Origin of the sequence: Georgenia alba (assembly GCF_042665525.1) — a bacterium.
In the GTDB taxonomy this organism is placed as follows: domain Bacteria; phylum Actinomycetota; class Actinomycetes; order Actinomycetales; family Actinomycetaceae; genus Allobogoriella; species Allobogoriella alba.
Genome location: NZ_JBHTCQ010000002.1, coordinates 590,144 through 616,109 on the forward strand (window position 1 = coordinate 590,144; position 25,966 = coordinate 616,109).

Here is a 25,966-nt window from a genome sequence, read left to right on the forward strand (position 1 = left end):
GGTGCTGAGGACGCTCGCCGCGCGGCGGCGGCTGCTCTTCGTCGGCGGCAAGGGCGGGGTCGGCAAGACAGCCGTCGCCTCCGCGCTCGCCCTCGACCAGGCCCGCGCGGGCCGACGGGTCCTGCTCGTCTCGACCGACCCGGCGCACAACCTGGGGCACCTGTGGGGCCGGGATGTCGGCGACCGCCGCACCCTGCTCGGCCAGGCCGGCCCGGGCCGGCTTGCCGGCGTGGAGATCGACCCGGACCGGGCGACGGCGGAGCACCTCGACGCCGTCCGCACGACGATGCGCCGCTACCTCCCCGAGCACCTCACCGGTGAGATCGACCGGCACCTCGAACGGGCCCGCGACGCGCCCGGTACGCACGAGTCGGCACTCCTGGACCGCGTGGCCGAGACCGTCGAGACCTCCCTGGCCGAGGGAGCGGACGACCTGGTCGTCGTCGACACGGCGCCCTCCGGCCACACGGCCCGGCTCATGGGCCTGCCGGAGACGATGTCGGTGTGGACCGAGACCCTGCTGCGACGGCAGAGCCGGTCCCGCCGCTTCGGCGCCGCGTTGCGGGGCCTGGACGAGGCTGCGGAGCCGCCGGACCGAGTGTCCCGCGACGAGGAGCTGCACAGGATCCTGACCCGCCGCCGCGACCGGTTCGCCCGGTTGCGGGAGACCCTGCTCGACGAGGCCACGACCGCCTTCGTCGTCGTGCTCGTGGCGGAGCGGGTGCCCGTGCTGGAGACCCTCGAGCTCCACGCGCAGCTCGAGCGCACCGGCGTGCACGTCGGCGCACTGGTGGTCAACCGGCGCTCGCCCGCAGACGCCGGCGGGTTGCTCGCCGAGCGGCACCGCGCCGAGGAGCGTCACCTGACGCACCTGCACGAGGCCGTGACGGACCTGCCGGTGGTCCAGCTGCCGCTGCTCGCCCGTGACGTGCTCGGCGAGGACGGGGTCGCCCGACTCGCCGCCCACCTGCCGTGACCCAGCGTCCGCGCCGGTAGGTTGGGCGCCGTGGAGAACGACGACGACGCCACCACCTGGCACCTCGCCCACCCGAGCGGCTCCTCGCTGCGGCTCGCCGCGACGGGCGCCACCCTGCTGAGCTGGCAGGTCCCGGGCCCCGACGGGCCGCACGACCTGCTGGACGGCTACACCTCGGCGGCGGAGCTCGCCGAGCGCGACGGCTACCGCAATGCGGTGCTCGCGCCGTGGTCCAACCGGATCCGGGACTCGCGGTACACCTTCCAGGGTGAGGTGCACGACGTGGGGCCGGGCGAGACCGGGATACGCGACGGCCTGCACGGCCTGGTCACCCGGCAGGTGTTCGAGCGCGTCGCCGGCACCGACGGCGCAATCACCGTGCGGACCTCCATCACGCCCGACACCGGGCCCGGCTACCCGTTCGCCGTCGACCTCGAGGTGACCTACCGGCTGACGGCGGGTCCGGCGGGCGAGCAGGCACTCACCGTGGAGATGGACGCGACGAACGTGGGCGACGGCCCTGCGCCGGTGGGGCTGGGCTGGCACCCGTACTTCCGCCTCCCCGGCCACCCCAGCATCGACGAGCTCGAGCTGACGATCCCGGCCCGCACCCGCGTCCTCACCGACGCGGGCATCATCCCGTTGCCCGGGGACGAGGCGTTCGAGCCGGTGCAGCCGCCGGGCGACGTCGGGCTGAGCCCGATCGGGGCGACCGTGCTGGACCAGGCGTTCACGGACCTCCTCCCCGGCCCGGACGGCACGGTGGCGTCGGTGCTGCGCTCCCCGCGCACCGGCGACACGCTCACACTGTGGCAGCAGGCCGCCGAGGCCAGGATCGTCCACGTGTTCACCGGGGACCTCCTGGCCCGGGACCGCCGGGCCTCGGTCGCCGTCGAGCCGTGCAGCTTCGGCGGCGACGCCCTCAACCGCGAGACCGAGGCGATGGTGCTGCAGCCGGGCGGGCGTCGTCACCTGCGGGCGGACGTGGTGTACGAGCGCGGGTGACCTGCAGCAGGACCGCCACGGCCATCGCCGCCATGCCCGCCACGGAGACGGCCACGGCGGGGTAGATCAGGGCGGCGCCGCCCACCACCAGCAGGATCCGCTCGAGCGCCGTCGCGCGCACCACGAGGTGACCGGCCAGGCCCGAGGCCAGCGCCAACATGCCCACGAGCACCGTGACCAGAGTCAGCGCCAGGTCGAGCGGGTCGGCGTCGACCAGCAGGATGCTCGGCTCCAGGACGAACACGAAGGGCACGAGGAACCCCACGAGGGCGATGCGCAGCGCCGTCACCCCGGAGCGCATCGGGTTCGCGCCCGCGATGCCGGCACCCGCGTACGCGGCGAGGCACACCGGTGGCGTGATGTCGGCGAGGATCCCGAAGAAGAAGACGAACAGGTGGGCCGCGACGAGCGGCACGTCGAACTCGTTCAGCAGGATGGGGGCGGCGACCGTCGCCGTGACCACGTAGTTCGCCGTCGTCGGCAGCCCCATGCCCAGCAGCAGGCAGGCGACCATCGTGAAGAGGAGCACGAGCAGGAAGCTGCCCTGGGCGAGCTCCAGGATGCCGCCCGCCAGCTTGCCCCCGAGCCCCGTCGCGGTCACCGTGCCGGCGACGATCCCGGCGGTGGCGCACGCCGCGATGACCGGCAGCGCGGTCCGGGCGCCGGCCTCCAGGACCCGCACCAGGGCGGCGGGGGACAGACGCGTGTCCTTGCGCAGGAAGCTGAGGACGAGTGCGGCGGCGATGCCCCAGAGGGCGGCGTTCGCCGGCGTCCGTCCGGACAGCAGGAGGCCGACGATCACCACGAGCGGCAGGAGCAGGTCGAGCCGACGGACGAGGTCGCGTCCCTTCGGCAGCTCGGCGGGCGGAAGGCCGCGGATCCCGCGCCGCTTGGCCTCGAAGTGCACAGAGAGGAAGACCCCGACGAAGTACAGCACCGCCGGGATGACCGCGAGCACGATGATCTCCCGGTACGGCACGCCGGTGTACTCGGCCATGATGAACGCCGCAGCGCCCATGATCGGCGGCATGAGCTGGCCGCCGGTCGACGCCGACGCCTCGGTGGCGGCCGCGACGTGCGGCCGGAAGCCTGCCCGCTTCATGATCGGGATGGTGAACGACCCCGAGGCGACCGTGTTGGCCACCGAGGACACGGAGACCATGCCCTGCAGGCCGCTGGCCACCACCGCCGCCTTCGCCGGCCCTCCGGCGTAGCGCCCCGTCGCCCGGAAGGCGAGGTCGTTGAAGAACCCGCCGATGTTGGTCCGGATGAGGACCACGGCGAACAGCAGGAACAGGAAGATGAACGTCGAGGAGACCTGGATCGGCGTGCCGAAGATCGACCGTGCGGTGAAGAACGTCTCGACGGCGAAGGTGTCCCAGTCGCGCCCGCGGTGCGGGAAGACGGGGGAGTGGTTCCCGAAGATCCCGTACAGGATCGCGACCGCGGCGATGATGACGATCGGCAGGCCCACGCAGCGCCGGGTGGCCTCCAGGACCAGCAGGATCCCCGCGACGGCCACCGCGTGGTCCAGGTCGCTGTAGCCGAGGATGCGGACCTGCGTGCCGGTGATCCAGTCGTACTGCACGACGATGTACAGGTTCGCGCCCAGCGCCGCCAGGGACAGCGCCACGTCGTACCACGGCACCCCGCGACGGTTCGGCAGGCGCTTGCTCGCCGGGTACAGCAGGAAGATGAGCGAGGTGGCGCCCGCGAGGTGGATCGCACCCTGCACGAGGGAGGCGCGGGAGCCGAACAGGCCGGTGAAGAGCTGGAAGAGCGTGAGGGCGACGGACAGGCCGCCGATCAGCCAGGCCCACCAGCCGAGGTCCGTGCGGAACCGGCTCGCCGTGTCGTGCTCGCGCAGGACCTCCTCGGTGCGTCCCGCCCCGTGCGCCACCGTGTCGCTCCCAGCCACGTCAGAGGACGCCCTGCTCCTCGTAGTACTGCTCGGCCCCGGGGTGCAGCGGGATGTCACCCTGCCCCACCAGTGCCTCCTCGACCGTGATGAGGTCGCTCTGCGGCAGGGTGATGTCGCCGGCGTTCTCGTACACCGCGCGGGTGAGGTCGTACCCGAGCTCCGGGCTCACCTGGGTCGTGGAGGCGACCAGGGCGGCGAACACGGACAGCGTCGTGACGTCCTCCTCGAGGAAGTCGTAGGTGCCGGCCGCCAAGGTGTAGGTCGCGAAGTTCGTGTCCGCGGCGATCTCCTCCGCGATGTCCGGCTCCACGGGCAGGAGCCGCACGTCGTTGGTCGCGGCAAGCTCGTTGAGCGCGCTCGACGGCGTGCCGATCACGAAGATCGAGGCGTCGAGGTTGCCGTCCTGGAGCAGGCCCTGCGCGTCACCGAACTCCTCCTCGAAGGGTTCGTACTCGCCGGCCTCGATGCCGTAGGCGGACAGGATGGCCTCGGCGACCGCACGCGTCCCGCTCCCCGGCGGGCCGACGGCGATCCGCTCGCCCTCGAGGTCGGCAACCGACTCGTACCCGGAGTCCGCGAGCGTGATGATGTGCGCCGCCTCCGGGTAGAGCTTTCCGATCCAGCCGACGTTGTCGACCGCCGCCCCCTGGAAGTCCCCGGTCCCGGCGACCGCCGAGATGGCGGTGTCGTTCTGGGTCAGGCCGAGCTGCATCTCGCCCTGGTAGATCTGGCCGAGGTTCTCCACCGACGCCCCGGTCTCGATCGCGTTGACCGTGACCCCCTGGATGTTCTCCTCGAAGATGTTCGCGTACTCGGTTCCCAGCGGGTAGTAGGTACCGGAGGCCCCGCCGGTGCCGAAGGTCAGGCTGGTGAGGAAGTCCTGGCCGCCGCCTTCTCCGCCACCCTGGCCGCCGTCGTTGTTGCACGCGGCCAACGCCACGACCGTCGCCCCCGCCGCCAACGTGGCCGCCATCCGTCGAACCCGCATCGATCTCCTCCTCGACACCGCGGGGCCGCTCGGGTCGCGCCCCCCGCACCGGTCGCTCACCCTAACGTCGGCCCCGGCGCCGGCGGCCGCCCGTTACTGAATCGTCACCTGGCCGTCCCCCCGGCGTCCGTGCCGCCGTGATGACACCGTGTCCACAGCGGGGCGGCGGCGCCCGTCGCGGCGCCGCCCAGACGACCTACCGTCGCCCGCGTGGAGGCACGTCGGTACGAGCGGGGGACACGGCTCCGCGCCCTCGCGTCCGCCGCGTACACGGCGAGCGCAGGTCATCTGGAGGTGACGCCCGAGGACGACGTCATCCCCGCACGCCGTCGGTGGGTGCCGACCCTGCGGGGCGCCGTGGTCGCCGGGCTGGGTGTGCTGGCGCTCGGGGCCGTGCTGGCCGGCCTGGCGTGGCTCGGCCGCCCCGCGGACCCGGTACCGCTCCCGGCAGGACCTTCGGTGGGTGCCGGCCTGCCGCAGTCGCCTGGCGCCGCGGCGAGCCCCGGACCGACGAGCGAGATCACCGGGCCTGACGCCGGGGTGGGTGCGAGCCCTGCGGACGCGGCCACCGAGGCCGGGAGCGTCGTCGTGCACGTGGCGGGCGAGGTCCGCGAACCGGGTGTGGTCGAGCTGCCTGGCGGCTCCCGCGTGGCCGACGCCGTCGAGGCGGCAGGTGGTGCCCGGCAGGAGGCGGACCTGGGCGCGGTGAACCTCGCCCGGGTGCTCGTCGACGGCGAGCAGGTCTACGTGCCGCTGGTCGGCGAGGCGGCGCCCCCCGCCGACGCCGGGGCGGCGGGGCTGGATCCCGGTGGCGCGGCGGGCGCTGCCGGGGGGCTAGTGAACCTCAACACCGCCACGGCGGCGGAGCTGGAGGAGCTGCCCGGGATCGGACCGGCCCTGGCCGCGAGCATCCTCGAGTGGCGCGATCTCAACGGGGCCTTCGCCACCGTGGAGGACCTCGACCTGGTCTCCGGGATCGGACCGGCCACCATGGAGGAGCTGCGCCCCCTGGTGACGGTGTGAGGCGGCCGGCGGTCAGCGATGCCGGCCCGCCGCCCGTGCCGGTGGACGCCCGGCTGGTGCCGGCCGCGCTGCTCGCCTGGGTGGCCGCCTTCGGGGCGGTCGCGGCCGCACCGGCCACATCGCTGGCGGCGGCCGGTGTCGGAGTCACGCTGGCCCTCGCGGCGCTCGGGATGCTGGTGGCGGAACGTCGTCGACCGTTCCGTGCGCGGCACCGCGCCGTCTCCCGCACACCGCCGGCGGGTGCGCTGCTGCTGTCCGCTCTGGTCGTCACCGCGGTGCTCCTCTCCGCGGCGGCCCAGGTGCACGGCCGAGCCACTGGCCTGCTGGCGGAGCTGAGCGAGCTCGGAGCGAGCGCCGTGGTCACGGGCCGTGTCGCCGCCGAGCCCCGGGCCGTCGCGGCACGCGAGTGGGAGACGGCGGGCCGGTACCGCGTGGTGCTGACCGTCTCCGAGGCCGCTGGGCGTGGCCGGACCGGCACCGTGCGGGCGCCGGTCGTCGTGCTCGGCCCGGCCGCGTGGGGCGAGGTGGTGCTCGGCGACCAGGTGCGCGTGCGGGGCGCGCCGGTCGCGACGGAGCCCGGTGATGATGCGGCGGCGCTGGTCTTCACCGAGGACGCACCGGAGCGGCTCGACGACCCGCCGTGGCACCTGCGGCCCGTGGTGACGCTCCGCGCAGCGCTGCGCGGCGTCACCGCGGGCCTGCCCCCGCAGGGCCGCGGCCTGGTGCCGGGCATCGCGATCGGGGACGACCGGGAGCTGCCCGCGTCGCTCGCCGAGGACATGCGGGCGACCTCCCTGACCCACCTGACTGCGGTCTCCGGCGCCCACGTCGCGATCCTGCTCGGCGCCGTCCTGGCGGTGTGCGTGTGGCTGCCGCGCCGTGCCAGGGTGGCCGCCGGCGTCGTGGCGCTCGTCGGTTTCGTCGCGCTGGTGCGGCCCGAGCCGAGCGTCGTGCGGTCGGCCGCCATGGGCGCCGTGGTGCTCGCCGGGCTGCTGCTCGGCCGCCCGGCGCGGGCCCTGCCCGCGCTGTGCTCGGCCGTCGTGGTGCTCCTCCTCGTCGACCCCTGGCTGGCGCGGTCCTTCGGCTTCGCGCTCTCGGCGCTCGCCACCGCCGGCCTGGTCCTGCTCGCGCGGCCCTGGGGCCGGTGGCTCTCCCACGTGGTACCCCGGTGGGTGGCGACGGGGGTGTCGGTCCCGGCCGCCGCGCAGGCCGCCTGCGCCCCGGTGGTCCTGCTGCTCGAGCCCGCGGTGGCGCTGTACGCCGTCCCGGCGAACCTCATGGCGGCTCCGGCCGTGCCGCCCGCCACCGTCCTCGGGGTGGGCGCCACGATGGTGGCGCCGTGGTGGCCCGCCGCGGCCGAGGCGATGGCGTGGGCGGCGGCCGGGTGCACGTGGTGGATCGCCCTCTCGGCGCAGACCTTCGCCGCACTGCCGGGAGCCCAGCTGGCATGGCCCGGCAGCGTCGGCGGCGCCGTCGTGCTCGCCGCGGCGACCGTCACGCTCGTGCTCGTGCTCGCCCGCGCCGGCCCGCCCCGGGCCGGGCCGTGGGTGCCCGCCTGCGGCCTCACCCTGCTGGTGCTGCTCGCCCCCGGGCCGCGGGAGGCCGTGACCGGGATCCTGCCCGGCGCCGGACCGCCGGAGAGCTGGGTGGCGGTGCAGTGCGACGTCGGTCAGGGCGGCGCCTTCCTGCTCCGGTCCGGTCCGGAGTCCGCGGTCATGGTGGACGTCGGCGAACCGGGCTCCGGGGCCACGCAGTGCCTCCGGGACGCCGGCGTGCGGCGGCTCGACCTCCTGGTGCTCACCCATCCGCACGCCGACCACGTCGGCGCCCTCCCGGAGGTGCTCGAGGAGGTGGCGGTCACCCGCGCCCTGGTGGGACCGGGGGTCGAGCCGGCCGCGACGGTGCACGCGGTGGAGACCCAGCTCGCCCGGGCCGGGATCCCCACCGAGGCCGCGACCGCGGACGGTGCGGCGGCCACAGGCCGCGCGGGCGACGTCGCCTGGCAGGTGCTGTGGCCCACGTCCGTCGCGGCCCGCACGCTCTCGGCCGACGCGGTCAACGACGCCTCGCTCGTGGTCCGGCTCGCCGCGCCGCACGTCGAGGCCGTGGCCCTCGGTGACGTCGAGCTCGACGGGCAGGCCGGCGTCGTGCGCGCGCTGGTCCGCGAGCCCGTCCGGCCGGACGTCGTGGTCATGGCGCACCACGGTTCACCGCGGCAGGTGCCGGCTCTCGCCGACGCACTGGCGCCGCGGCTGACCGTGGTGAGCGTCGGCGCGGACAACGACTACGGCCACCCGGACGCCGACGCGGTCACGATGTACGCCCGGCACGGCACCGTGCTCCGGACCGACCTGTGCGGCCCGATCACCCTCGTGGGGCGCGCGGGCGAGCTGGCGACCGTGTCGGGTTGCGGGCCGTGAGCGTGGGCGGGCGTGCGTACGCTTGGCACGTGCCCCCCACTCGCCGCCGCCCGCGTTCCCCGGGCCTGACCTGGGACCGCGCCGAGCTGGCGCCGGTGGTCCTCGTCCGGGGACCCGAGGGACTGCTCGCCGACCGTGCGCTGAGCCGGTTGCTCGCCCAGGCGCGTGAACGGGACCCGCAGGTCGAGACCACCCGGCTGGACGCCGCGGCGTACGAGTCCGGGCAGCTCGAGATGTACGCCAGCCCGTCGCTCTTCGGGGAGCGCCGCTGCGTCGTGGTGGACGGCGCCGAGGCCATGACCGACGCGTTCCTGGCCGACGCGCTGTCCTACCTCGAGTCGGTTCCCGACGACGTGTGGCTCATCGTCCGGCACAACGGGGGAGCCCGCGGCAAGAAGCTCCTCGACGCCGTGGCCGGTGGCGGGCACCCGGTGGTGGTCTGCGACCCCGTCAAGCGGGACGCCGACAAGGCAGACCTGGTCCGCGGGGACTTCGCGCGTGCCCGGCGCCGCATCGAGCCGGACGCCGTCCAGGCGCTCGTCGAGGCCACCGGGGCGGACCTGCGTGAGCTCGCGGCGGCGACCAGCCAGCTGATCGCGGACACCAGCGGCACCGTCACGTCCGAGACCGTGCTGCGCTACCACGGCGGCCGGGTCGAGGCCACCGGCTTCGCCGTCGCGGACGCGGCCGTCGCCGGTGACGCCGGCCAGGCCGTGACGTTGCTCCGGCACGCCGTGACCACCGGGACCGGGCCCGTGCCCGTCGTCGCTGCCCTGGCACTCAAGCTGCGCACGCTCGCGAAGGTCGCGGCCACCCGCGGCCGCTCGGGCGTCAGCGTCGACGAGCTCGGCCTGGCGCCCTGGCAGGTGGACCGGGCGCGCCGCGAGCTGAACCGCTGGACGCCCGAAGGGCTCGCCGACGCGATCACCGCCGTCGCTGCGGCCGATGCCGAGGTCAAGGGCCTCGGGCGGGACCCGGTCTTCGCCGTCGAGCGGGCGATCCTGCGGATCACCGCTGCGCGGGGCCGCTGACCCGAGCGTTCACCTCTGCGTCACCGGACACACCGCGCCCCGTCGTCACCCCGACACCTCGTCGCGGGACCGTATCCGTGTGCGAGTCGCGATCGTGACCGAGTCGTTCGTCCCTTCGGCGAACGGGGTCACGACGTCCGTGCTCCGGGTCCTGGACCACCTCGCCGCGCGCGGCCACGAGGCCCTCGTGGTCTGCCCCGGTCCGGCACCGGAGCGCTACGCGGGCTTTCCCGTCCGGGAGGTGCCGTCCTTCAGCTACCGCGGCTTCCGGGCCGGCATGCCCAGCCCGACCCTGGCCCGGCACCTGGACGGCTTCGCCCCGGACGTCCTGCACGCGGCCGCCCCCTTCGCGCTCGGCGCGCAGGCCCTCATGACCGCCCGCCGTCGGGGCATCCCCACCGTGGCGGTGTTCCAGACGGATGTCGCGGGCTTCGCCCGGAAGTACGGGCTGAGCGCCACGGCCCCGGGCATCTGGCGGTGGCTGCGCACGGTGCACAGCCACGCCGACATCACCCTGGCCCCGTCCACCGCCACGCTCCGCGACCTGGCGGTGGCCGGCATCGGGCGCACCGCGTGGTGGGGCCGCGGCGTCGACGCCGAGACGTACCACCCGCGGCACCGCACCAGCGAGGAGGGGCGGGCGCTGCGTCGTCGCCTGCTGGGCGACGGGCGGATGCTGGTGGGGTACGTCGGGCGGCTCGCGCCGGAGAAGCGGGTGGAACGGCTCGCGGCGCTGCCGCCGGAGGACGTCCGCATCGTCGTGGTCGGTGACGGGCCGTCACGCGACGCGTTGCGTGAGCGGCTGCCCGGCGCCACGTTCCTGGGGCGCCTGGACGGCGAGGAGCTCGCCCGGGCGTACGCGGTGCTCGACGCCTTCGTGCACACCGGCACGCACGAGACGTTCGGCCAGACCCTGCAGGAGGCCATGGCCAGCGGCGTCCCGGTGGTCGCGCCCGCGGCGGGCGGGCCGCTGGACGTCGTCGCGGACGGTGAGACGGGCTACCTCTACGCCTCGGAGGACGACGCCGCGCTGGCCGGGGCGGTCCGGCTGCTGGCCGCGGACCCGGCGCGTCGTGCCCGGATGGGGGAGGCCGGCCGGCGGCGAGTGCTGCCGCGGTCCTGGACGGCGCTCGGCGACGCCCTGCTGGGGCACTACGCCGCGGTCATCGACCTCGCCGAGGCCAGGGCGGCGCGTCTCGTGGCGTCGTTCGAGCGGCCGGTCGCCGGCTGAGCGGGCCCGCCCGGCCTGCCGACCATCCGGCCCGAACGCGCGACGGCGCCGCACCCGATGGTGCGGCGCCGTCGGTGAGGTCGGCGGGAGCCGTGCCTCAGAGCTTCTCGATCTGCTTGGCGAGCTTCGACTTCCGGTTGGCGGCCTGGTTGGCGTGGATGACGCCCTTGGTGGCGGCCTTGTCGAGCTTGCGGCCGGTGGTGCGCAGCGCAGCGGCGGCGGCGTCCTTGTCACCGGCGGCGATGGCCTCGCGGACCTTGCGCACGTGCGTCTTCAGCTCGGACTTCACGGTCCGGTTGCGCAGACGCCGCTTCTCGTTGGTGAGGATGCGCTTCTTCTGGGACTTGATGTTCGCCACGTTCCGTCTTCCTTGTGCGAATCGCCGGAGCGATGTGTCTTGGGCGGTCGGTGAGGGTTTCGCCGCGACCGGGACTGGGGCGTGGGGATACCTCGTGGTTGGTCGGTGGCTGGGTCCTGCGCCGACCGGGCGCTGACCCGAGCGTCGATGCTACCAGCCGGGCACCGGACAGGTCAGGTGGCGTCGGCGTGAGCCGGGTCTCCTCACGGTGGACCTCAGCCGCCGTGGTGAGCCCGCAGCGCGGCGACCACCTCGCGGAACCGGTCCGCGCCCACCGCGCCGCCGGATCGCCGGACCGCGCCCGCGTCCACCAGCAGCAGCCGGTCCAGGCGTGCCTCGCTCGGCCGGCGACGGGCGTCCCAGCCGCCGACGCCGACGTCGACCCAGTGGCGCCCGTGGCGCGCCTCCTGCTCGGCGTCGCGGTCGTGGTCCTGGGAGGTCATCTGGGCGACCAGGTACGCGCCGTCGACCCGGGCGAGGACGAGCACCGGCCGGTCCTTGCCGCGCCGGGGATCGTCCTCGTAGGGCACCCACGTCCACACCACCTCGCCCGGGTCGGGCAGGCCGTCCGGCTCCGGTCGGTAGTCCATGGCGGGCAGACCCAGCCGCCCGACGTCGTACACCCGGGTCGCAGGGCCACCGGGGGCACCCGGGCCGCTGCCGGGACGGCGTGCCGGCCGGGGTGTCGGGCGAGGAGTCCGCCCTGGGCGGGCGCCACGGCGACGTACCGCATCCCGCGCGGCCCGGACGGCCGAGCGGCCGAGGATCCCGGCGGCCCGGCGGAGGAAGGAGCTCATGTCGGGGCGCCCAGGCGTCAGGCCGCCAGCAGCAGCGCCGTGACGAACGCGCCGAGCAGCCCGAGCGGGATGGCACCGAGGGTGCCCAGCAGCGCGACCACGGTCACCCGCAGGTCGTCGGCGAGGTATGGGGCGTTCACGGTGCCGCCCGCGGCCACCCGGGCGGCGCGCTGGGCGGCCTCCAGCCGAGGCAGGAACCGTGCGGTCCGCAGCGTCCCCTCGGCGGCGGCGTCGTCGAGGACGGCCAGCTCCTCCTCCATGGCGCGACGGCCCGGGTCGTCGGTGCCCGCACCGACGACGATCACCTCGGACCCGCCGACCACGCGCACGTCCAGGTCTCGGGTCTGGCGCTGCAGGCGCTCCCGCCGCACGGCCAGCACGAGGACCGGCAGCGCGAGGAGGACCGCGAGCGCCAGCGGCACCCACGCGACCCACGTCGAGCCGCCGGTACCGAGGAACGCGGCGAGCAGGCCGAACAGCCCGACGGCGCCCGCCGCGGTCGTGAGCAACGCCGCCCCCGGGCGCCGCGCGACCCGCACCAGGGTCGGGATCACCCGGTTGAGCATGTCGCCGGTGGCAGTGGGCCCAGCCATGCCTCCACCTTCGCACGCCGCCGCGCGCCGCAGCGCGGAATCGTCCCACGGCGAACACGGCCACGCGCCCTCACGACCCCTCGGCGCCCGCGGGCCCGGCCCGCATGGGACGATGGGGCCCGCCCCTCCCGAGATCCCGAGCACGAAGGAACCGCGTGTCACCCGCTCCGCACAGCTCGAAGGTCGACCGCGCGGCCGCGCAGCCGGCGCCGGCCGCGACCCCGCCCGACCTGCTGCGCAACTTCTGCATCATCGCGCACATCGACCACGGCAAGTCGACGCTGGCCGACCGCATGCTCCAGCTCACCGGCGTCGTCGACGAGCGTGCCATGCGGGCCCAGTACCTCGACCGGATGGAGATCGAGCGCGAGCGCGGGATCACCATCAAGTCGCAGGCGGTCCGGATGCCGTGGGCGGTCGCGGACCGGATCTACGCCCTCAACATGATCGACACGCCCGGGCACGTCGACTTCTCCTACGAGGTCAACCGGTCGCTGGCCGCCTGCGAGGGCGCGATCCTCCTGGTCGACGCCGCACAGGGCATCGAGGCGCAGACCCTGGCCAACCTCTACATGGCCATGGAGAACGACCTGACGATCATCCCCGTGCTCAACAAGATCGACCTCCCCGCCGCCCAGCCGGAACGGTACGCGGAGGAGCTCGCCGGGCTCATCGGCGGCGACCCGGAGGACTGCCTGCGGGTCTCCGGCAAGACCGGTGAGGGGGTCCAGGACCTCCTGGACCGGCTCGTGGCGGAGGTCCCGCCGCCCGTCGGTGAGGCCGATGCGCCGGCACGGGCGATGATCTTCGACTCGGTCTACGACACCTACCGCGGCGTCGTCACCTACGTGCGCGTCGTCGACGGCCGGATCGACCCGCGCGAGCGGATCCAGATGATGTCCACCGGCGCCACCCACGAGCTCCTCGAGGTCGGCGTCATCTCGCCGGAGCCGAAGCCCTCCGCGGGGCTCGGCGTCGGCGAGGTCGGCTACCTCATCACCGGCGTGAAGGACGTCCGCCAGTCGAAGGTCGGTGACACCGTCACCACGGCCACCCGGCCCGCGACGGACGCGCTCGGGGGCTACCGGGAGCCCAAGCCGATGGTGTTCTCCGGCCTGTACCCGGTGGACGGCTCGGACTACCCGGTGCTGCGCGACGCGCTGGACAAGCTCAAGCTCAACGACGCCGCGCTCGTCTACGAGCCGGAGACCTCGGTGGCGCTCGGGTTCGGCTTCCGCTGCGGCTTCCTCGGACTGCTCCACCTGGAGATCGTCCGGGAGCGGCTCGAGCGGGAGTTCGACCTCTCGCTGATCTCCACCGCCCCGAACGTCTCCTACGACGTGACCACCGAGGACGGGACGACGACGAAGGTCACCAACCCGAGCGAGTTCCCCGAGGGCAAGGTCGCCTCGATCCGCGAGCCGGTGGTGCGGGCGACCATCCTCGCCCCCAGCGAGTTCGTCGGGGCGATCATGGAGCTGTGCCAGTCCCGGCGCGGGAACCTGGGTGGCATGGACTACCTGTCGGAGTCCCGCGTCGAGATCCGGTACGTGCTGCCGCTGGCCGAGATCGTCGGCGACTTCTTCGACCAGCTGAAGTCCCGCACCCGCGGTTACGCGTCGCTCGACTACGAGGCGGACGGGGACCAGGAGGCAGACCTGGTCAAGGTGGACGTCCTGCTGAACCACGAGCAGGTCGACGCCTTCTCCGCGATCGTCCACCGCGAGAAGGCCTACTCCTACGGCGTCTCCATGGCCGGGAAGCTCAAGGAGCTCATCCCGCGCCAGCAGTTCGAGGTGCCCGTCCAGGCGGCCATCGGCTCCCGCGTCATCGCCCGCGAGACGATCCGTGCGCTGCGCAAGGACATGCTCGCCAAGTGCTACGGGGGTGACATCACCCGGAAGCGCAAGCTGCTGGAGAAGCAGAAGGAGGGCAAGAAGAAGATGAAGAGCGTCGGCCGGGTCGAGGTGCCGCAGGAGGCCTTCGTCGCCGCCCTGACCTCCGACGCCCCCACCGGTAAGAAGCAGTGACCGCCGGCCGTGTCACGCACGTGTGCCGCGTCGCGGCACTGCACGAGGACGGCGGTGCGGTGGGCGTCACGGCGATCGACAAGCGGGCCGTGGCCGGCCGCGTGCGGGCGGGGCGGCTCGGCCTGCGCGGCGACGTCCAGGCCGACCGGGAGCACCACGGCGGCGAGGAGAAGGCGCTCTACGCGTACGACCAGGCCGAGGCGGACCTGTGGTCGTCCGAGCTGGGCGAGCAGGTCCCGCCCGGACGTTTCGGCGAGAACCTGCGGACCTCCGGCGTCGTCGTCGATGACGCCCTGATCGGGGAGCGTTGGCGGATCGGCGAGCGCCTCGAGGTGGAGGTCACCGGGCCGCGCACGCCGTGCGCGACGTTCGGCAGGTGGCTGCGGCAGGAGCGGTGGGTCCGGCGCTTCAGCGACCACGGCCGCACGGGCGCCTACCTGCGCGTCCTCACACCGGGCGAGGTGGCTGCCGGCGACCCCGTGACCGTGATGCACCGGCCGCCGCACGAGGTCACCGTGTCCCGCTGGTTCACCCGCCGTCACCCGGACGACGCACGCGCGCTGCTCGCCGCGGAGAGCGTCGACGGCTGGGTCATGGCCGACTACCTGCGTGCCTATGTGGAGCGCGCGGCGGACCGCCGAGACGACTGACGTGCCGCAGCTGCCGGACGGCGATCCCGCACCCGACGACGGAGCCCTGCCGCGCTCCGCGGCCGCCGACGCACGCAGCCGGGATCTCGGGGTGTACCTGCACGTCCCGTTCTGCCGGGTCCGGTGCGGGTACTGCGACTTCAACACCTACACGAACGGTGAGCTCGGCGGCGGCGCGAGCGCCGCGGCGTACGCCGAGACCGCGGTGAGGGAGATCGAGCTCGCCGCCGACGTGCTCGGCGAGACCGAGCTCGTCGCGGCCGGGATGCCGGAGCGGACGGTTGCCACCGTGTTCGTGGGCGGCGGCACGCCGACCATGCTGCCGCCCGGGGACCTGGCCCGGATGCTCGGCGCCGTCCGGGACACCTGGGGCCTCGCCGACGGCGCCGAGGTGACGACCGAGGCCAACCCCGACTCGGTGGACCGCGCCGCACTCGTGGCGCTCGCCGAGGCGGGTTTCACGCGGGTGTCCTTCGGGATGCAGTCCGCCGTACCCGCCGTGCTGGCGACGCTGGACCGCACCCACGACCCCGCCCGCGTGCCCGACGTGGTGCGGTGGGCCCGGGAGGCGGGTCTGGAGGTCTCCGTCGACCTCATCTACGGCACCCCGGGCGAGACTCTCGAGGACTGGCGCGCGAGCCTGGCGGCCGCCGTCGAGATGGCCCCGGACCACATCTCGGCGTACGCGCTGGTGGTCGAGCCGGGCACCAGGATGGCCGTGCGCGTCCGGCGCGGGGAGCTGGCGATGCCGGACGACGACGACGCGGCCCGCAAGTACGAGCTCGCCGACGAGATGCTCACCGCCGCCGGCTACCGGTGGTACGAGGTCTCGAACTTCGCGCGGACGGACGCCGGCGACGGGCCCGAGGAGGTCCCGCGCCATGCCTCCCGCCACAACCTCGCGTACTGGCGCGGACAGGACTGGTGGGGCGTCGGGCCCGGCGCGCACAGCCACGTCGGAGGTGTGCGGTGGTGGAACGTCAAGCACCCGCTGGCCTACGCGAGACGCCTCGAGGAGGGGCTCAGCCCGGCCGTCGGCCGCGAGGTGCTCGACGTGGCTGAGCGTGAGACCGAGCGGATCATGCTCGGTGTGCGGCTGGCGTCCGGCGTGGATCTCGCGCCGGAGGGCCGTGCGCTGCGTCCGCGGTACCGGCACGCGCTGGCAGACCTCGTGCGCGAGGGCTTGGTCGAGCCGGGGCCGGCCGAGACCGGGCGGGTCGTCCTCACGCTGCGCGGACGGCTCCTCGCGGACGCCGTCGTGCGGGCGCTGACCTAGGGCGCCGTGACGAAGTCGATGAGCTCCTCCATCCGGCCCAGCAGGGCGGGGGAGAGGTCCTTGTAGTCGCGCACCCGGCCGAGGATGCGCTTCCAGCCCCGGGCGACGTCGCCCTGGTCGGCGTGCGGCCAGCCGAGGGCCCGCAGCGTGCCGACCTTGATGTCCTGCCCGCGGGGCACGTCCGGCCAGGCCCGCAGTCCCACGCGCTCGGGTCGCACCGCCTGCCAGACGTCGACGTACGGGTGGCCGAGGACGAGCACGTGCGCACCCTGCGGACCGCGCCGGACCCGTTCTGCGATCCGCTGCTCCTTCGACCCGGGCACCAGGTGGTCCACCAGGACGCCGGCCCGGCGTGTCGGGCCGGGCCCGAAGTCCCGGAGCGCCGCCTCGAGGTTGTCCACGCCGTCGAGCAGCTCGACCACGACGCCCTCGACCCGCAGGTCGTCGCCCCAGACCCGCTCCACCAGCTCCGCGTCGTGCCGGCCCTCGACCCAGATCCGGGACGCCCGGGCGACCCTGGCCCTCCGCTGGGGCGCGGCGATCGACCCCGACGCGGTCAACGCCCGGCCTCCGGCGGTCCGCGGCCCGGACGCGGGCCGCTGCCGGGCGGGCGCCGTCAGCCGGACGGGCTTGCCGTCCACCCAGAATCCGGCACCGAGCGGGAAGGACCGGGTGGCGCCGCGACGATCCTCCAGCACCACCAGGTGGACCCCGCCGGACTTCTCGACGCCGACCACGGCGCCCACCCAGCCCGTTGCGACCTCCTCGACCACGAGACCCGGCTCGGCGGGCCGCTCGGTCGTCGTCGGCCGGTGCGCGTAGGCGCCGGACCGGTGCGGGTCGGAGGCAAGGACGTCGGTGCCGTAACGGTCTGCAGTCACTCTGGCAATCTAGGTGTGCCGGTCGCCGGTGCGCGGCAGCCGGGGCGCGTGGCGCGTAGCATTAGCACTCGGGGCAGGAGAGTGCTGACGGACACCAGTGCCGAAGAGTGCCGGGAGGAGGCCGGATGAGCGAGGAACGTAGGCTCGACGTCCTGCGCGCGATCGTGCAGGACTACGTCTCCACCCGGGAGCCGGTCGGTTCCCGGGTGCTCGTCGAGCGGCACAGCCTCGGCGTGTCCCCGGCCACGATCCGCAACGACATGGCGGTGCTCGAGGAGGACGGCCTCATCGCCCAGCCGCACACCTCGGCCGGGCGCATCCCGACGGACAAGGGCTACCGCCTCTTCGTGGACCGGATCGGGACCGTGAAGCCGCTGTCCACGGCGGAGAAGCGTGCCATCCAGGGTCTCCTGGACGAGGCGGTCGACCTGGACGACGTGGTCGAGCGGACGGTGCGGCTGCTCGCGCAGCTGACCCACCAGGTCGCCGTCGTGCAGTACCCGTCGCTCAAGCGGCTGAGCCTGCGTCACCTCGAGCTGGTGCCGCTGGGCCCGGAGCGGCTCCTCGTGGTGATCATCACCGACACCGGACGGGTGGAGCAGCGGACCGTGGAGACCGTCTCCGACCTCGACGGCCAGGTCGTCGGCGAGCTGCGGGCGCACCTGAACGTCATCGGTGCCGGCCGGAAGCTCGAGACCATCACCCCCGAGCTCGACGCCCTCCCGCAGCAGTTCGCCCCGGAGCACCGCGACCTCGTCGAGGCGGTGGCCGAGCAGCTGAAGGACGCCCTGCGGCTGGACGCCGAGGAGCGCATCGTCATGGCCGGCACCGCCAACCTGGCCCGCGCGGACCTCGACTTCACCCGCACCATCTCGCCGGTCCTGGAGGCCCTCGAGGAGCAGGTCGTGCTCCTGAAGCTCTTCTCCGAGATGGCGCAGGACTCCATCGCCGTGCGCATCGGCTCCGAGAACAAGGACGAGGCGCTGTCCGAGGCGGCGATCGTCACGAGCATCTACGGTGGTGAGGAACCGTCGGAGGGCGTCGGGCGGCTCGGCGTCCTCGGACCCACCCGCATGGACTATCCCGGCACCATGGCGTCGGTGCGCGCCGTGGCCCGGTACCTCTCGCGCATCCTCGCCGGCTGACGCCGCGCGACGCCGCCACCCGAGCACCGCCCCACGACTCAAGCCCCAGCAGAGAGAGCCACGGTGAACGACTACTACGAGATCCTGGGTGTCTCCCGCCAGGCGAGCGCCGAGGAGATCAAGAAGGCCTACCGCAAGCTCGCCCGCACCCATCACCCCGACGTCGCAGGTCCCGACGCCGCGGACCGCTTCAAGGACATCAGCCGCGCCTACGAGGTGCTCTCCAACCCGGAGAAGCGACAGCTGTACGACATGGGCGGGGAGTCGGCCCTGGGCGGTCAGGGCGCCGGTGGCGGATTCGGCGGGTTCGGCGGCTTCAACGACATCTTCGAGACGTTCTTCGGTGCCGCGGCGGGCGGCACCACCCGCGGCCCCGTGCCGCGTGCCCGGCGCGGCCAGGACGCGCTCGTACGCCTCGACGTCGAGCTCGTCGACACCGTGTTCGGCGCCACCAAGGAGCTGCAGGTGGACACGGCCGTGGTCTGCCCCACCTGCCAGGGCACCTGCTGCCGCCCCGGCACCTCCCCGCGCACCTGCGAGGTGTGCCACGGCCGCGGCTCGGTCCAGCGGGTCACCCGGTCCTTCCTCGGTCAGGTCATGGCCACCACCACCTGCTCCGCCTGCCAGGGCCACGGCACGGTCATCCCGGAGCCGTGCCAGGACTGCGCCGGCGAGGGCCGGGTGCGCACCCGGCAGACGCTGCGGGTGGACGTCCCGTCCGGTGTGGAGACGGGCACCCGCATCCGGATGACCGGCCAGGGCGAGGTCGGCCCGGGCGGGGGACCCGCCGGCGACCTGTACGTGGAGATCCGCGAGCAGCCGCACCCGGTGTTCGTCCGCCGCGGCGACGACCTGCACTGCACCCTGCCGCTGCCGATGACCGCCGCCGCGCTCGGCACCGTCACCGTGCTGGAGACCCTCGACGGTGAGCGGGAGATCGACATCGAGCCCGGGACCCAGCCCGAGCAGGTGTACACGCTGCGCGCGCTCGGTGTCGGCCACCTGCAGCGGTCCGGCCGCGGCGACCTGCACGTCCACGTCGACGTGCAGGTGCCCACGCGGCTGGACGATCGTCAGCGTGAGCTGCTCGCGGAGCTGGCGACCCTGCGCGGCGAGGAGCGGCCGGAGCCCCGGCTGGCCGCCTCGGGCTCCGGCGTCTTCTCCCGGCTCCGCGAGAAGCTCGCCGGACGCTGAGCGTGACGCGTCCCGTCTTCCACGCCGAGGCGGCGGTCCTGGGTGCCGCCCGCCCCGGCGAGGACATCACGTTGCGCGGGGACGAGGCGCGGCACGCGGCGACGGTGCGGCGGCTGCGCCCGGGCGAGGAGGTCGACGTGGTCGACGGCGCCGGCCGCCGCGTGACCGGGACGGTCGTGGCGGCGGAGCGGGACGGACTGACGGTGTCCGTGACGGCGGTCGTCGACGAGCCGCGCCCGGCGCCCCGTCTGGTGCTCGTGCAGGCCCTCGCGAAGGGCGGCCGGGACGAGCAGGCCGTCGAGGCCGCGACGGAGCTCGGCGTCGACGCCGTCGTGCCGTGGCAGGCGGACCGATCGGTCTCCGTCTGGACCGGCAAGCCCGAGCGTGCCGCCAAGGGGCGGCGCCGCTGGGAGGCGGTGACGACGGCGGCCGGCAAGCAGTCCCGTCGGGCGAGCTTCCCGGCCGTGCGGGACCTGGTGACCACCGCGGGACTGCGGACCGCCGTCGCGGGGACCGTGGCGGGCGGCGGCACGGTGCTCGTCCTGCACGAGGCGGCGACGACGTCGCTCACGACCGTGGCTCTGCCGCAGCGGGAGGCGGACACCGAGGTGGTGGTCGTCGTCGGGCCCGAGGGCGGCATCACCGACGAGGAGCTGGCGGCGCTCGGGGACGCCGGCGCGCAGGTGGTGCGGGCAGGACCGCACGTCATGCGCAGCTCCACCGCGGGGCCTGCGGCGCTGGGCGTGCTGGCGTCCCGCACGGGCCGCTGGGAATGACGCTGCCCGGGCACGGCGCGGGCCGATATCCTGGTGCGACGCCGCGCACCCGCGGCAGGCACCCGAAGCGAGGGAGACCAGGGCCGTCAGGGCCCGCAACCATGTCGCAGCAACCTGCGCCCGAACCGTCCGCCGACCTTCCCGTCGGCCACGTCCAGCATCAGGTCACGGTTCCCGAGTCCGTCCCGATGGTGATCCTGCTCGGTCAGCGCGACGAGGCGCTCCGGGCCGTGGAGCGAGGCTTCCCGACGGTGGACGTGCACGTCCGTGGCAACGTCATCGCGCTGACCGGCCCGAGTGGCGACGTCGGCACCGCCGAGAAGCTGATCGAGGAGCTCGTCTCGGTGGCGAGGTCCGGCCAGCCGCTCAGCGGCGACGCGGTGGACCGTGCGGTGACGATGCTGCGCGACGCCGGCCCGGAACGGCCCGCCGACGTCTTCACCACCGACATCCTCTCCGCGCGGGGCCGGACGATCCGTCCGAAGACCCTGGGGCAGAAGCGGTACGTCGACGCCATCGACTCCTCGACCATCACGTTCGGCATCGGGCCCGCGGGCACCGGCAAGACGTACCTGGCCATGGCCAAGGCCGTCGGCGCGCTGCAGGCCCGGCAGATCCGGCGGCTCATCCTCACCCGGCCGGCCGTGGAGGCGGGGGAGCGCCTCGGGTACCTGCCCGGCACGCTCACCGACAAGATCGACCCCTACCTGCGGCCGCTGTACGACGCCCTGCACGACATGCTCGAGCCGGAGTCGATCCCGAAGCTCATGGCGGCGGGCACCATCGAGGTGGCGCCGCTGGCCTACATGCGGGGACGGACGCTGAACGACTCGTTCATCATCCTCGACGAGGCGCAGAACACCTCGCCCGAGCAGATGAAGATGTTCCTGACCCGGCTCGGTTTCGACTCCAAGGTGGTCGTCACCGGCGACGTCACCCAGGTGGACCTGCCCGCCGGGACGCGCTCCGGGCTGCGGGTGGTCCAGGAGATCCTCGACGGGATCGACGACGTGACGTTCTGCCGCCTGACCAGCGCTGACGTGGTCCGCCACCGCCTGGTGGGCGACATCATCGACGCCTACGAACGCTGGGACGCCACCACGCAGCCGACGCGCCCGCGGCGGAGCTGAGGAGACGCGGTCTTGAGCACCGAGGTCACCAACGAGTCCGGCCACGAGGTGGACGGCGAGGAGTTCGCCGCCCTCGCCCGGTACGTGCTGGACGAGATGCACGTCCACCCGCAGGCGGAGCTGTCGATCCTGTTCGTGACGACCGACGTCATGTCCGAGCTGCACGAGCGCTGGATGGACGAGCCCGGACCCACCGACGTGCTGTCCTTCCCGATGGACGAGCTGCGCCCGGGCCGCAGCGGCGAGGACCCGGTGGAGGGGACGCTGGGAGACATCGTGCTGTGCCCAGAGGTCGCCGTGGCCCAGGCCAAGGCGGCTGGGCACTCGACGGTCGAGGAGCTGCTCCTGCTGACCACGCACGGGATCCTGCACCTGCTGGGCTACGACCACGCCGAGCCGGAGGAGGAGAAGGAGATGTTCGCCCTGCAGCGGCGCCTCCTGCTCACCTTCCTCGCCGGGCGGTGAGGCACGCACGATGAGGGGTGAGATCCCGGAGTGGTGGCTGCTCGCGCTCACGCTCGGCGGCCTGGTCCTCGGGGCGGTCCTCAGCTCGGGTGAGGCTGCGCTGCAGCGGGTCACCCGCGCCGCGGTCGCCGAGATGGAGCCGGGCCGGCGCACCGACCGGGTGGAGCAGCTGCTCGAGCGTCGCGACGACGCCGCCGGCGGCGCCGCGTTCGTGCGTGTTCTCGCGGAGATGACGGCGGCGGTGTGCCTCACCCTCGCCGTCGCGGACCTGCTGGAGCGATGGTGGCAGGTGCTGGCCGTGTCGGTAGCGACCACGGCACTGCTCCTCGCCGTCGTCGTCGGGGTCTCGCCGCGGCGGCTCGGTCAGCGCAACCCGACCGCGGTGCTGGCCGCCGTCGCGCCGATGCTGACCGCGCTCGGCTCGGCCGCCCGCGGGGTGGGGACCCTGGTCCGGGCGCTGTCCCCACGACCCACCCAGACGGAGGTCGAGGCGCGCGAGGAGCGCGAGGAGGACCTGCGCGACATGGTTGACCGGGTGAGCGAGTCGGAGGAGATCGAGGAGGAGGAGCGGGAGCTCCTGCAGTCCGTCTTCCGGCTCGGCCAGACCCTCACCCGCGAGGTCATGGTGCCGCGCACCGACATGGTCACGGTCGACGCGGACGAGACGCTGCGTCGTGCGCTCAGCCTCTTCACCCGCTCGGGCTACTCCCGTGTCCCGGTGGTCGGGGAGTCAACCGACGACCTGCGCGGGGTCCTCTACCTCAAGGACGTCATCGCGCGCGTGCACCGGGGCCGGGACCCCGAGTCGGCGACGGTCTCGGACCTCATGCGGGAGCCGAGCTTCGTGCCGGAGACCAAGCCGGTCGACGAGCTCATGCGGGAGATGCAGGCGGGCAGCGTGCACATCGCCATGGTGGTCGACGAGTACGGCGGCATCGCGGGCCTGGTGACCATCGAGGACCTGCTGGAAGAGCTCGTCGGGGAGATGGTGGACGAGCACGACGTCGGCGAGCCGGAGGTCGAGGACCTCGGGGACGGCACCTACCGGGTGCCGGCCCGGCTGCCGGTGGACGAGCTCGGCGAGCTGTTCGGCCTCGAGGTGGGCGACGACGACGTGGACTCGGCCGGCGGCCTGCTCGCCAAGGCGCTCGGCAAGGTCCCGCTGGCCGGGGCGCAGGTGGACGTGCTCGGGCTGCACCTGGTTGCCGAGCGTGTCGAAGGCCGACGGCGGAGGGTCTCCACGCTGGTGGTGTCCCGGGCGCCGGAGGCGGAGGACGTGGTCGAGGCATGAGGTTTCCCAGCGACGACGAGCTGACCGGCGAGACGGACGCCCTCGCCGGGCTGGTGCCGACGGAGTGGCCCGAGGACTTCCGGTCCGGGTTCGCATGCCTGGTGGGCCGGCCGAACGCCGGGAAGTCCACGCTGACCAACGCACTGGTGGGCGAGAAGGTCGCCATCACCTCCGGTCGCCCGCAGACCACGCGGCACGTGGTCCGCGGCATCGTGCACCGCCCGGACGGGCAGCTCGTGCTGGTCGACACCCCGGGTCTGCACCGGCCCCGCACCCTGCTCGGGCAGCGCCTCAACGACCTGGTGCGCGAGACCCTGGGCGAGGTCGACGTCGTCGTGTTCTGCCTGCCGGCCGTGGAGAAGATCGGGCCCGGCGACCGGTACATCGCGCGTGAGCTCGCCGAGCTCCGCACGCCCGTGGTGGCGGCCGCCACCAAGGCCGACACCGTGCCGCGAGACCGGCTCGCCGAGCACCTGATCGCGGTGGACCGCCTCGGGAAGGAGCACCGCGAGTTCGCCGACATCGTCCCGGTCTCCGCGGTCACCGGGGAGCAGGTCGACGTGCTGACCGAGGTCCTGCTCGGGCACCTGCCACCCGGCCCGCCGCTGTATCCCGAGGGGGAGCTCACCGACGAGCCCGAGCAGGTCATGGTCGCCGAGCTCGTCCGTGAGGCGGCGCTGGAGGGCGTGCGAGACGAGCTGCCGCACTCGCTGGCGGTCGCCGTCGAGGAGATCGTCGAGCGACCCCGGCGCGAGGGCGACCAACGCCCGCCGATGCTCGACGTGCACGTGAACATCTACGTCGAGCGCGACTCGCAGAAGGCCATCGTCATCGGCAAGGGCGGGTCCCGGCTGCGCGACGTGGGCACGCGGGCGCGCACCGGCATCGAGGCGCTGCTCGGCGCGCGGGTCTATCTCGACCTGCACGTCCGCGTGGCGAAGGACTGGCAGCGCGATCCGAAGCTGTTGGGGCGCCTGGGGTTCTGAGCGGTGCCTGGGGCTCCGAGGCTGGGGCTCCGAGGACGAGGGGGCGTGCCGGAGGCGGTCCGCTCCGCTCGTCGTCGCTCGTTCCTCGCTCCTCCTTGCTCCGTGCCAGGCCCAGCCAGCCTCCGGCACGCCCCCTCGTCCTCTCCGCGTGGCCGCTCACCCTCGCCCCTCGCTCTCGCCTGGAAGTTTCGTCTTGTACAACGAGACGTTCTTTCCAGACGAGTCGTGGCGGCTGCGGGGCGGGTCGCCGGCTGACCCGGGTGCGGTGACTACCCTGACCAGGTGAGGTATCGCCGGCTGGGGGCCAGCATCGTGCTGGTCCTGCTCCTCGGGCTCGTCGGGTCCCTCGCCGGTCCCGGCTGGAACCCGCAGCCGCTGGAGCAGACGATCGTGCCGCAGGCCACGGAGACCACCATCGGCTCCGACGCACGGACCGATCCCGTCGGCACGTACGACGTCACGACCGAGGTGGTCGAGGTCCCCCTCGAGGAGGGCGTGACGGTCGAGGCCACGATCGCCGCGCCGGTCGGTGCCGCGGGGGAGCGGCCGGGCGTGCTCTTCATGCACGGGGCCGGGACCGCCACGCACGAGAACTTCGGTGACATCACCCGGGACCTGGCCAGCGCCGGGATCGTCACGATGGTCCCGGACAAGCGCAGCGACACCTACAGCACGCGCGACCGGGACTACGTCGCCATGGCCGAGGACTACCTGGACTCCTTCGGCGTGCTCCGGGAGTGGCCCGGCGTCGACGCGAGCCGGGTCGGGGTGTACGGCGAGAGCGAGGGTGCGATGTCCGCGCCGGTCGCCGCGGTGCTTCAGGACGCCGTGGCGTTCGTGGTGCTTGTCTCCGCCCCGGTGCTGCCCATCCGCGAGCAGGGGGCGTTCGCTGCCGACAACTACCTGCGTGACGTCGGCGTGCCCGACCGGCTGCTGCGGGCCATCCCGCGTCTCATCGGCGGATCGTTCCCGGGCGGGGGCTTCGAGTACTTCGACTTCGACGTGCGTCCCTACCAGCAGCAGCTCACCCAGCCGGTGCTCATGGTGTACGGCGCTGCGGACACCTCCATGCCGATCGTCCAGGGCGCCCAGGTGCTCGCGGAGGACCTGGACGCGGCGGACAACGACGACTACACCATCCGGTACTACGCGGGCGCGAACCACGGCATCCGGATCGAGGACGTCCTCGTCCCGGCGTTCCCGAGGGACCTGTCGCGCTGGGTCCAGGGACTTCCGGACACGGCCGGCGCGTCGCCGGTCATCGCCGGGGCGGAACCGGTGCAGTCGTTCCGGGTCGACGCCGTCGACCGCCCGCGGTGGTACGCCACGGGTGACATGATCGTCCTGACCCTGGTGGCCGGCCTCGGGCTGCTCCTGGTCGGAGGCGCCGGTGCGCTGGCTGTCGGGATCGTCCGCCGTCGCCGGCGCATGCAGGACCACCACGGCGTCGGACGCCTCACCGCGGGGCTCACGATGGCGACACTGGCCACCTGGGTGCTGTTCGTCGCCTACCTGGCGGGGGTGGCGTCGCTCGCCCTCAACTACGACCACGACGCGGTGCTCGTCCAGGGTGGGTGGCTCGTGGTCCAGGGCGCCGGCGTGCTCGCTGCCGCCATGGTGGTCCTCACCGTCGTCGCCGGCCGCCGCACGTGGCGCGACCGCGGCCCACGACGCGGCGGCGGACGAGCCGGGCTCGTCGCGTCCCTCCTGCCGGTGGCGAGCGTGGTCGCCGGGAGCCTCGTGCTGCTCACGTCCGCCGCGTACTGGGGCGTCTACCCGACCGTGCTGTAGGTTCCTGC

At 74.0% G+C, this 25,966-nt stretch carries 23 protein-coding genes; 17 read left to right on the top strand and 6 right to left on the bottom strand.

What is annotated here, in order from left to right; translation table 11 throughout:
* The first annotated feature begins 1 nt into the window (after window position 1).
* Together ACFQQL_RS12580 and ACFQQL_RS12585 are read left to right on the top strand one after the other, a co-directional pair.
* Complete coding sequence (locus ACFQQL_RS12580; RefSeq protein ID WP_382394860.1) at window positions 2-976, top strand: ArsA family ATPase; 975 nt, start codon at window positions 2-4, stop codon at window positions 974-976.
* 30 nt (window positions 977-1,006) lie between these two features.
* Window positions 1,007-1,981: an aldose 1-epimerase gene (locus tag ACFQQL_RS12585; RefSeq protein ID WP_382394862.1), complete on the top strand. Its 975-nt coding sequence runs from the start codon at window positions 1,007-1,009 to the stop codon at window positions 1,979-1,981.
* Here ACFQQL_RS12585 and ACFQQL_RS12590 read toward each other — a convergent pair.
* Complete coding sequence (locus ACFQQL_RS12590; protein WP_382394864.1) at window positions 1,899-3,899, bottom strand: TRAP transporter permease; 2,001 nt, start codon at window positions 3,897-3,899, stop codon at window positions 1,899-1,901. The genes ACFQQL_RS12585 and ACFQQL_RS12590 overlap by 83 nt on opposite strands.
* Before the next feature lies 1 nt (window position 3,900).
* Entirely contained in the window at window positions 3,901-4,890 is a 990-nt protein-coding gene (locus ACFQQL_RS12595) for a TAXI family TRAP transporter solute-binding subunit (RefSeq protein ID WP_382394866.1), read from the bottom strand.
* A 210-nt stretch (window positions 4,891-5,100) separates the two neighbouring features.
* Here ACFQQL_RS12595 and ACFQQL_RS12600 point away from each other — a divergent pair, with 210 nt between their 5' ends.
* From ACFQQL_RS12600 to ACFQQL_RS12615, 4 genes are all read left to right on the top strand, one after another.
* On the top strand, window positions 5,101-5,913 hold the full coding sequence (locus ACFQQL_RS12600) for a helix-hairpin-helix domain-containing protein (protein WP_382394868.1): 813 nt from the start codon (window positions 5,101-5,103) through the stop codon (window positions 5,911-5,913).
* Window positions 5,910-8,333 (top strand): ComEC/Rec2 family competence protein, encoded by a 2,424-nt coding sequence (locus ACFQQL_RS12605; protein ID WP_382394870.1) that lies wholly within the window; start codon window positions 5,910-5,912, stop codon window positions 8,331-8,333. The genes ACFQQL_RS12600 and ACFQQL_RS12605 overlap by 4 nt, the downstream gene beginning before the upstream one ends.
* 29 nt (window positions 8,334-8,362) lie before the next feature.
* On the top strand, window positions 8,363-9,364 hold the full coding sequence (gene holA, locus ACFQQL_RS12610) for a DNA polymerase III subunit delta (protein ID WP_382394872.1): 1,002 nt from the start codon (window positions 8,363-8,365) through the stop codon (window positions 9,362-9,364).
* Between the two features lie 79 nt (window positions 9,365-9,443).
* On the top strand, window positions 9,444-10,595 hold the full coding sequence (locus tag ACFQQL_RS12615; protein WP_382394874.1) for a glycosyltransferase family 4 protein: 1,152 nt from the start codon (window positions 9,444-9,446) through the stop codon (window positions 10,593-10,595).
* 97 nt (window positions 10,596-10,692) lie between these two features.
* On the opposite strand, the gene rpsT is transcribed toward ACFQQL_RS12615, so the two are convergent.
* The 3 genes from rpsT to ACFQQL_RS12630 form a co-directional block, all read right to left on the bottom strand.
* On the bottom strand, window positions 10,693-10,953 hold the full coding sequence (gene rpsT / locus ACFQQL_RS12620; RefSeq protein ID WP_382394876.1) for a 30S ribosomal protein S20: 261 nt from the start codon (window positions 10,951-10,953) through the stop codon (window positions 10,693-10,695).
* A 215-nt stretch (window positions 10,954-11,168) separates the two neighbouring features.
* Window positions 11,169-11,750 (bottom strand): type II toxin-antitoxin system PemK/MazF family toxin, encoded by a 582-nt coding sequence (locus tag ACFQQL_RS12625; RefSeq protein WP_382394877.1) that lies wholly within the window; start codon window positions 11,748-11,750, stop codon window positions 11,169-11,171.
* A 17-nt stretch (window positions 11,751-11,767) separates the two neighbouring features.
* Window positions 11,768-12,343: a hypothetical protein gene (locus ACFQQL_RS12630; RefSeq protein ID WP_382394879.1), complete on the bottom strand. Its 576-nt coding sequence runs from the start codon at window positions 12,341-12,343 to the stop codon at window positions 11,768-11,770.
* 155 nt (window positions 12,344-12,498) lie between these two features.
* On the opposite strand from ACFQQL_RS12630, the gene lepA reads away from it, so the two are divergent.
* The 3 genes from lepA to hemW are packed head-to-tail and all read left to right on the top strand — an operon-like array spanning window position 12,499 to window position 16,299.
* On the top strand, window positions 12,499-14,373 hold the full coding sequence (gene lepA / locus ACFQQL_RS12635) for a translation elongation factor 4 (protein WP_382394881.1): 1,875 nt from the start codon (window positions 12,499-12,501) through the stop codon (window positions 14,371-14,373).
* Window positions 14,370-15,023 (top strand): MOSC domain-containing protein, encoded by a 654-nt coding sequence (locus ACFQQL_RS12640; RefSeq protein WP_382394883.1) that lies wholly within the window; start codon window positions 14,370-14,372, stop codon window positions 15,021-15,023. The genes lepA and ACFQQL_RS12640 overlap by 4 nt, the downstream gene beginning before the upstream one ends.
* Window positions 14,989-16,299, top strand: coding sequence for a radical SAM family heme chaperone HemW (gene hemW / locus ACFQQL_RS12645; protein ID WP_382395382.1), 1,311 nt, complete (start codon window positions 14,989-14,991; stop codon window positions 16,297-16,299). Before ACFQQL_RS12640 ends, hemW begins: the two co-directional genes overlap by 35 nt.
* Here hemW and ACFQQL_RS12650 read toward each other — a convergent pair.
* Complete coding sequence (locus ACFQQL_RS12650) at window positions 16,296-17,189, bottom strand: DUF3097 domain-containing protein (RefSeq protein WP_465254057.1); 894 nt, start codon at window positions 17,187-17,189, stop codon at window positions 16,296-16,298. The two genes, hemW and ACFQQL_RS12650, sit on opposite strands and share 4 nt — an antisense overlap.
* Window positions 17,190-17,305: 116 nt before the next feature.
* Between ACFQQL_RS12650 and hrcA the strand changes: the two genes are divergently transcribed.
* The 8 genes from hrcA (at window position 17,306) to ACFQQL_RS12690 (ending at window position 25,958) form a co-directional block, all read left to right on the top strand.
* Window positions 17,306-18,325 (top strand): heat-inducible transcriptional repressor HrcA, encoded by a 1,020-nt coding sequence (gene hrcA, locus ACFQQL_RS12655; protein WP_382394887.1) that lies wholly within the window; start codon window positions 17,306-17,308, stop codon window positions 18,323-18,325.
* A gap of 63 nt (window positions 18,326-18,388) precedes the next feature.
* On the top strand, window positions 18,389-19,519 hold the full coding sequence (gene dnaJ, locus ACFQQL_RS12660; protein WP_382394889.1) for a molecular chaperone DnaJ: 1,131 nt from the start codon (window positions 18,389-18,391) through the stop codon (window positions 19,517-19,519).
* A gap of 2 nt (window positions 19,520-19,521) precedes the next feature.
* On the top strand, window positions 19,522-20,295 hold the full coding sequence (locus ACFQQL_RS12665) for a 16S rRNA (uracil(1498)-N(3))-methyltransferase (RefSeq protein WP_382394891.1): 774 nt from the start codon (window positions 19,522-19,524) through the stop codon (window positions 20,293-20,295).
* A gap of 101 nt (window positions 20,296-20,396) precedes the next feature.
* Window positions 20,397-21,425, top strand: coding sequence for a PhoH family protein (locus ACFQQL_RS12670; protein WP_382394893.1), 1,029 nt, complete (start codon window positions 20,397-20,399; stop codon window positions 21,423-21,425).
* Window positions 21,426-21,437: 12 nt separating this feature from the next.
* Complete coding sequence (gene ybeY, locus ACFQQL_RS12675; protein WP_382394895.1) at window positions 21,438-21,890, top strand: rRNA maturation RNase YbeY; 453 nt, start codon at window positions 21,438-21,440, stop codon at window positions 21,888-21,890.
* A 10-nt stretch (window positions 21,891-21,900) separates the two neighbouring features.
* Window positions 21,901-23,181, top strand: coding sequence for a hemolysin family protein (locus ACFQQL_RS12680; protein WP_382394896.1), 1,281 nt, complete (start codon window positions 21,901-21,903; stop codon window positions 23,179-23,181).
* Window positions 23,178-24,167, top strand: a complete 990-nt coding sequence (era, locus tag ACFQQL_RS12685; protein ID WP_382394898.1) for a GTPase Era — start codon at window positions 23,178-23,180, stop codon at window positions 24,165-24,167. The genes ACFQQL_RS12680 and era overlap by 4 nt, the downstream gene beginning before the upstream one ends.
* 282 nt (window positions 24,168-24,449) lie before the next feature.
* The gene (locus ACFQQL_RS12690; protein ID WP_382394900.1) at window positions 24,450-25,958 is read left to right on the top strand and encodes an alpha/beta hydrolase family protein; all 1,509 of its coding nucleotides are present in this window, start codon (window positions 24,450-24,452) and stop codon (window positions 25,956-25,958) included.
* The last annotated feature ends 8 nt before the right edge of the window (window positions 25,959-25,966 follow it).

What these genes read in the sequence shown, in the direction of transcription:
- ACFQQL_RS12595 (WP_382394866.1), bottom strand. Translation starts at nt 4,890, where the DNA reads ATGCGGGTTCGACGGATGGCGGCCACGTTGGCGGCGGGGGCGACGGTC.
- ACFQQL_RS12625 (WP_382394877.1), bottom strand. Translation starts at nt 11,750, where the DNA reads ATGAGCTCCTTCCTCCGCCGGGCCGCCGGGATCCTCGGCCGCTCGGCC.
- ACFQQL_RS12630 (WP_382394879.1), bottom strand. Translation starts at nt 12,343, where the DNA reads ATGGCTGGGCCCACTGCCACCGGCGACATGCTCAACCGGGTGATCCCG.
- hemW (WP_382395382.1), top strand. Translation starts at nt 14,989, where the DNA reads ATGTGGAGCGCGCGGCGGACCGCCGAGACGACTGACGTGCCGCAGCTG.
- hrcA (WP_382394887.1), top strand. Translation starts at nt 17,306, where the DNA reads ATGAGCGAGGAACGTAGGCTCGACGTCCTGCGCGCGATCGTGCAGGAC.
- ACFQQL_RS12670 (WP_382394893.1), top strand. Translation starts at nt 20,397, where the DNA reads ATGTCGCAGCAACCTGCGCCCGAACCGTCCGCCGACCTTCCCGTCGGC.
- ACFQQL_RS12680 (WP_382394896.1), top strand. Translation starts at nt 21,901, where the DNA reads ATGAGGGGTGAGATCCCGGAGTGGTGGCTGCTCGCGCTCACGCTCGGC.
- era (WP_382394898.1), top strand. Translation starts at nt 23,178, where the DNA reads ATGAGGTTTCCCAGCGACGACGAGCTGACCGGCGAGACGGACGCCCTC.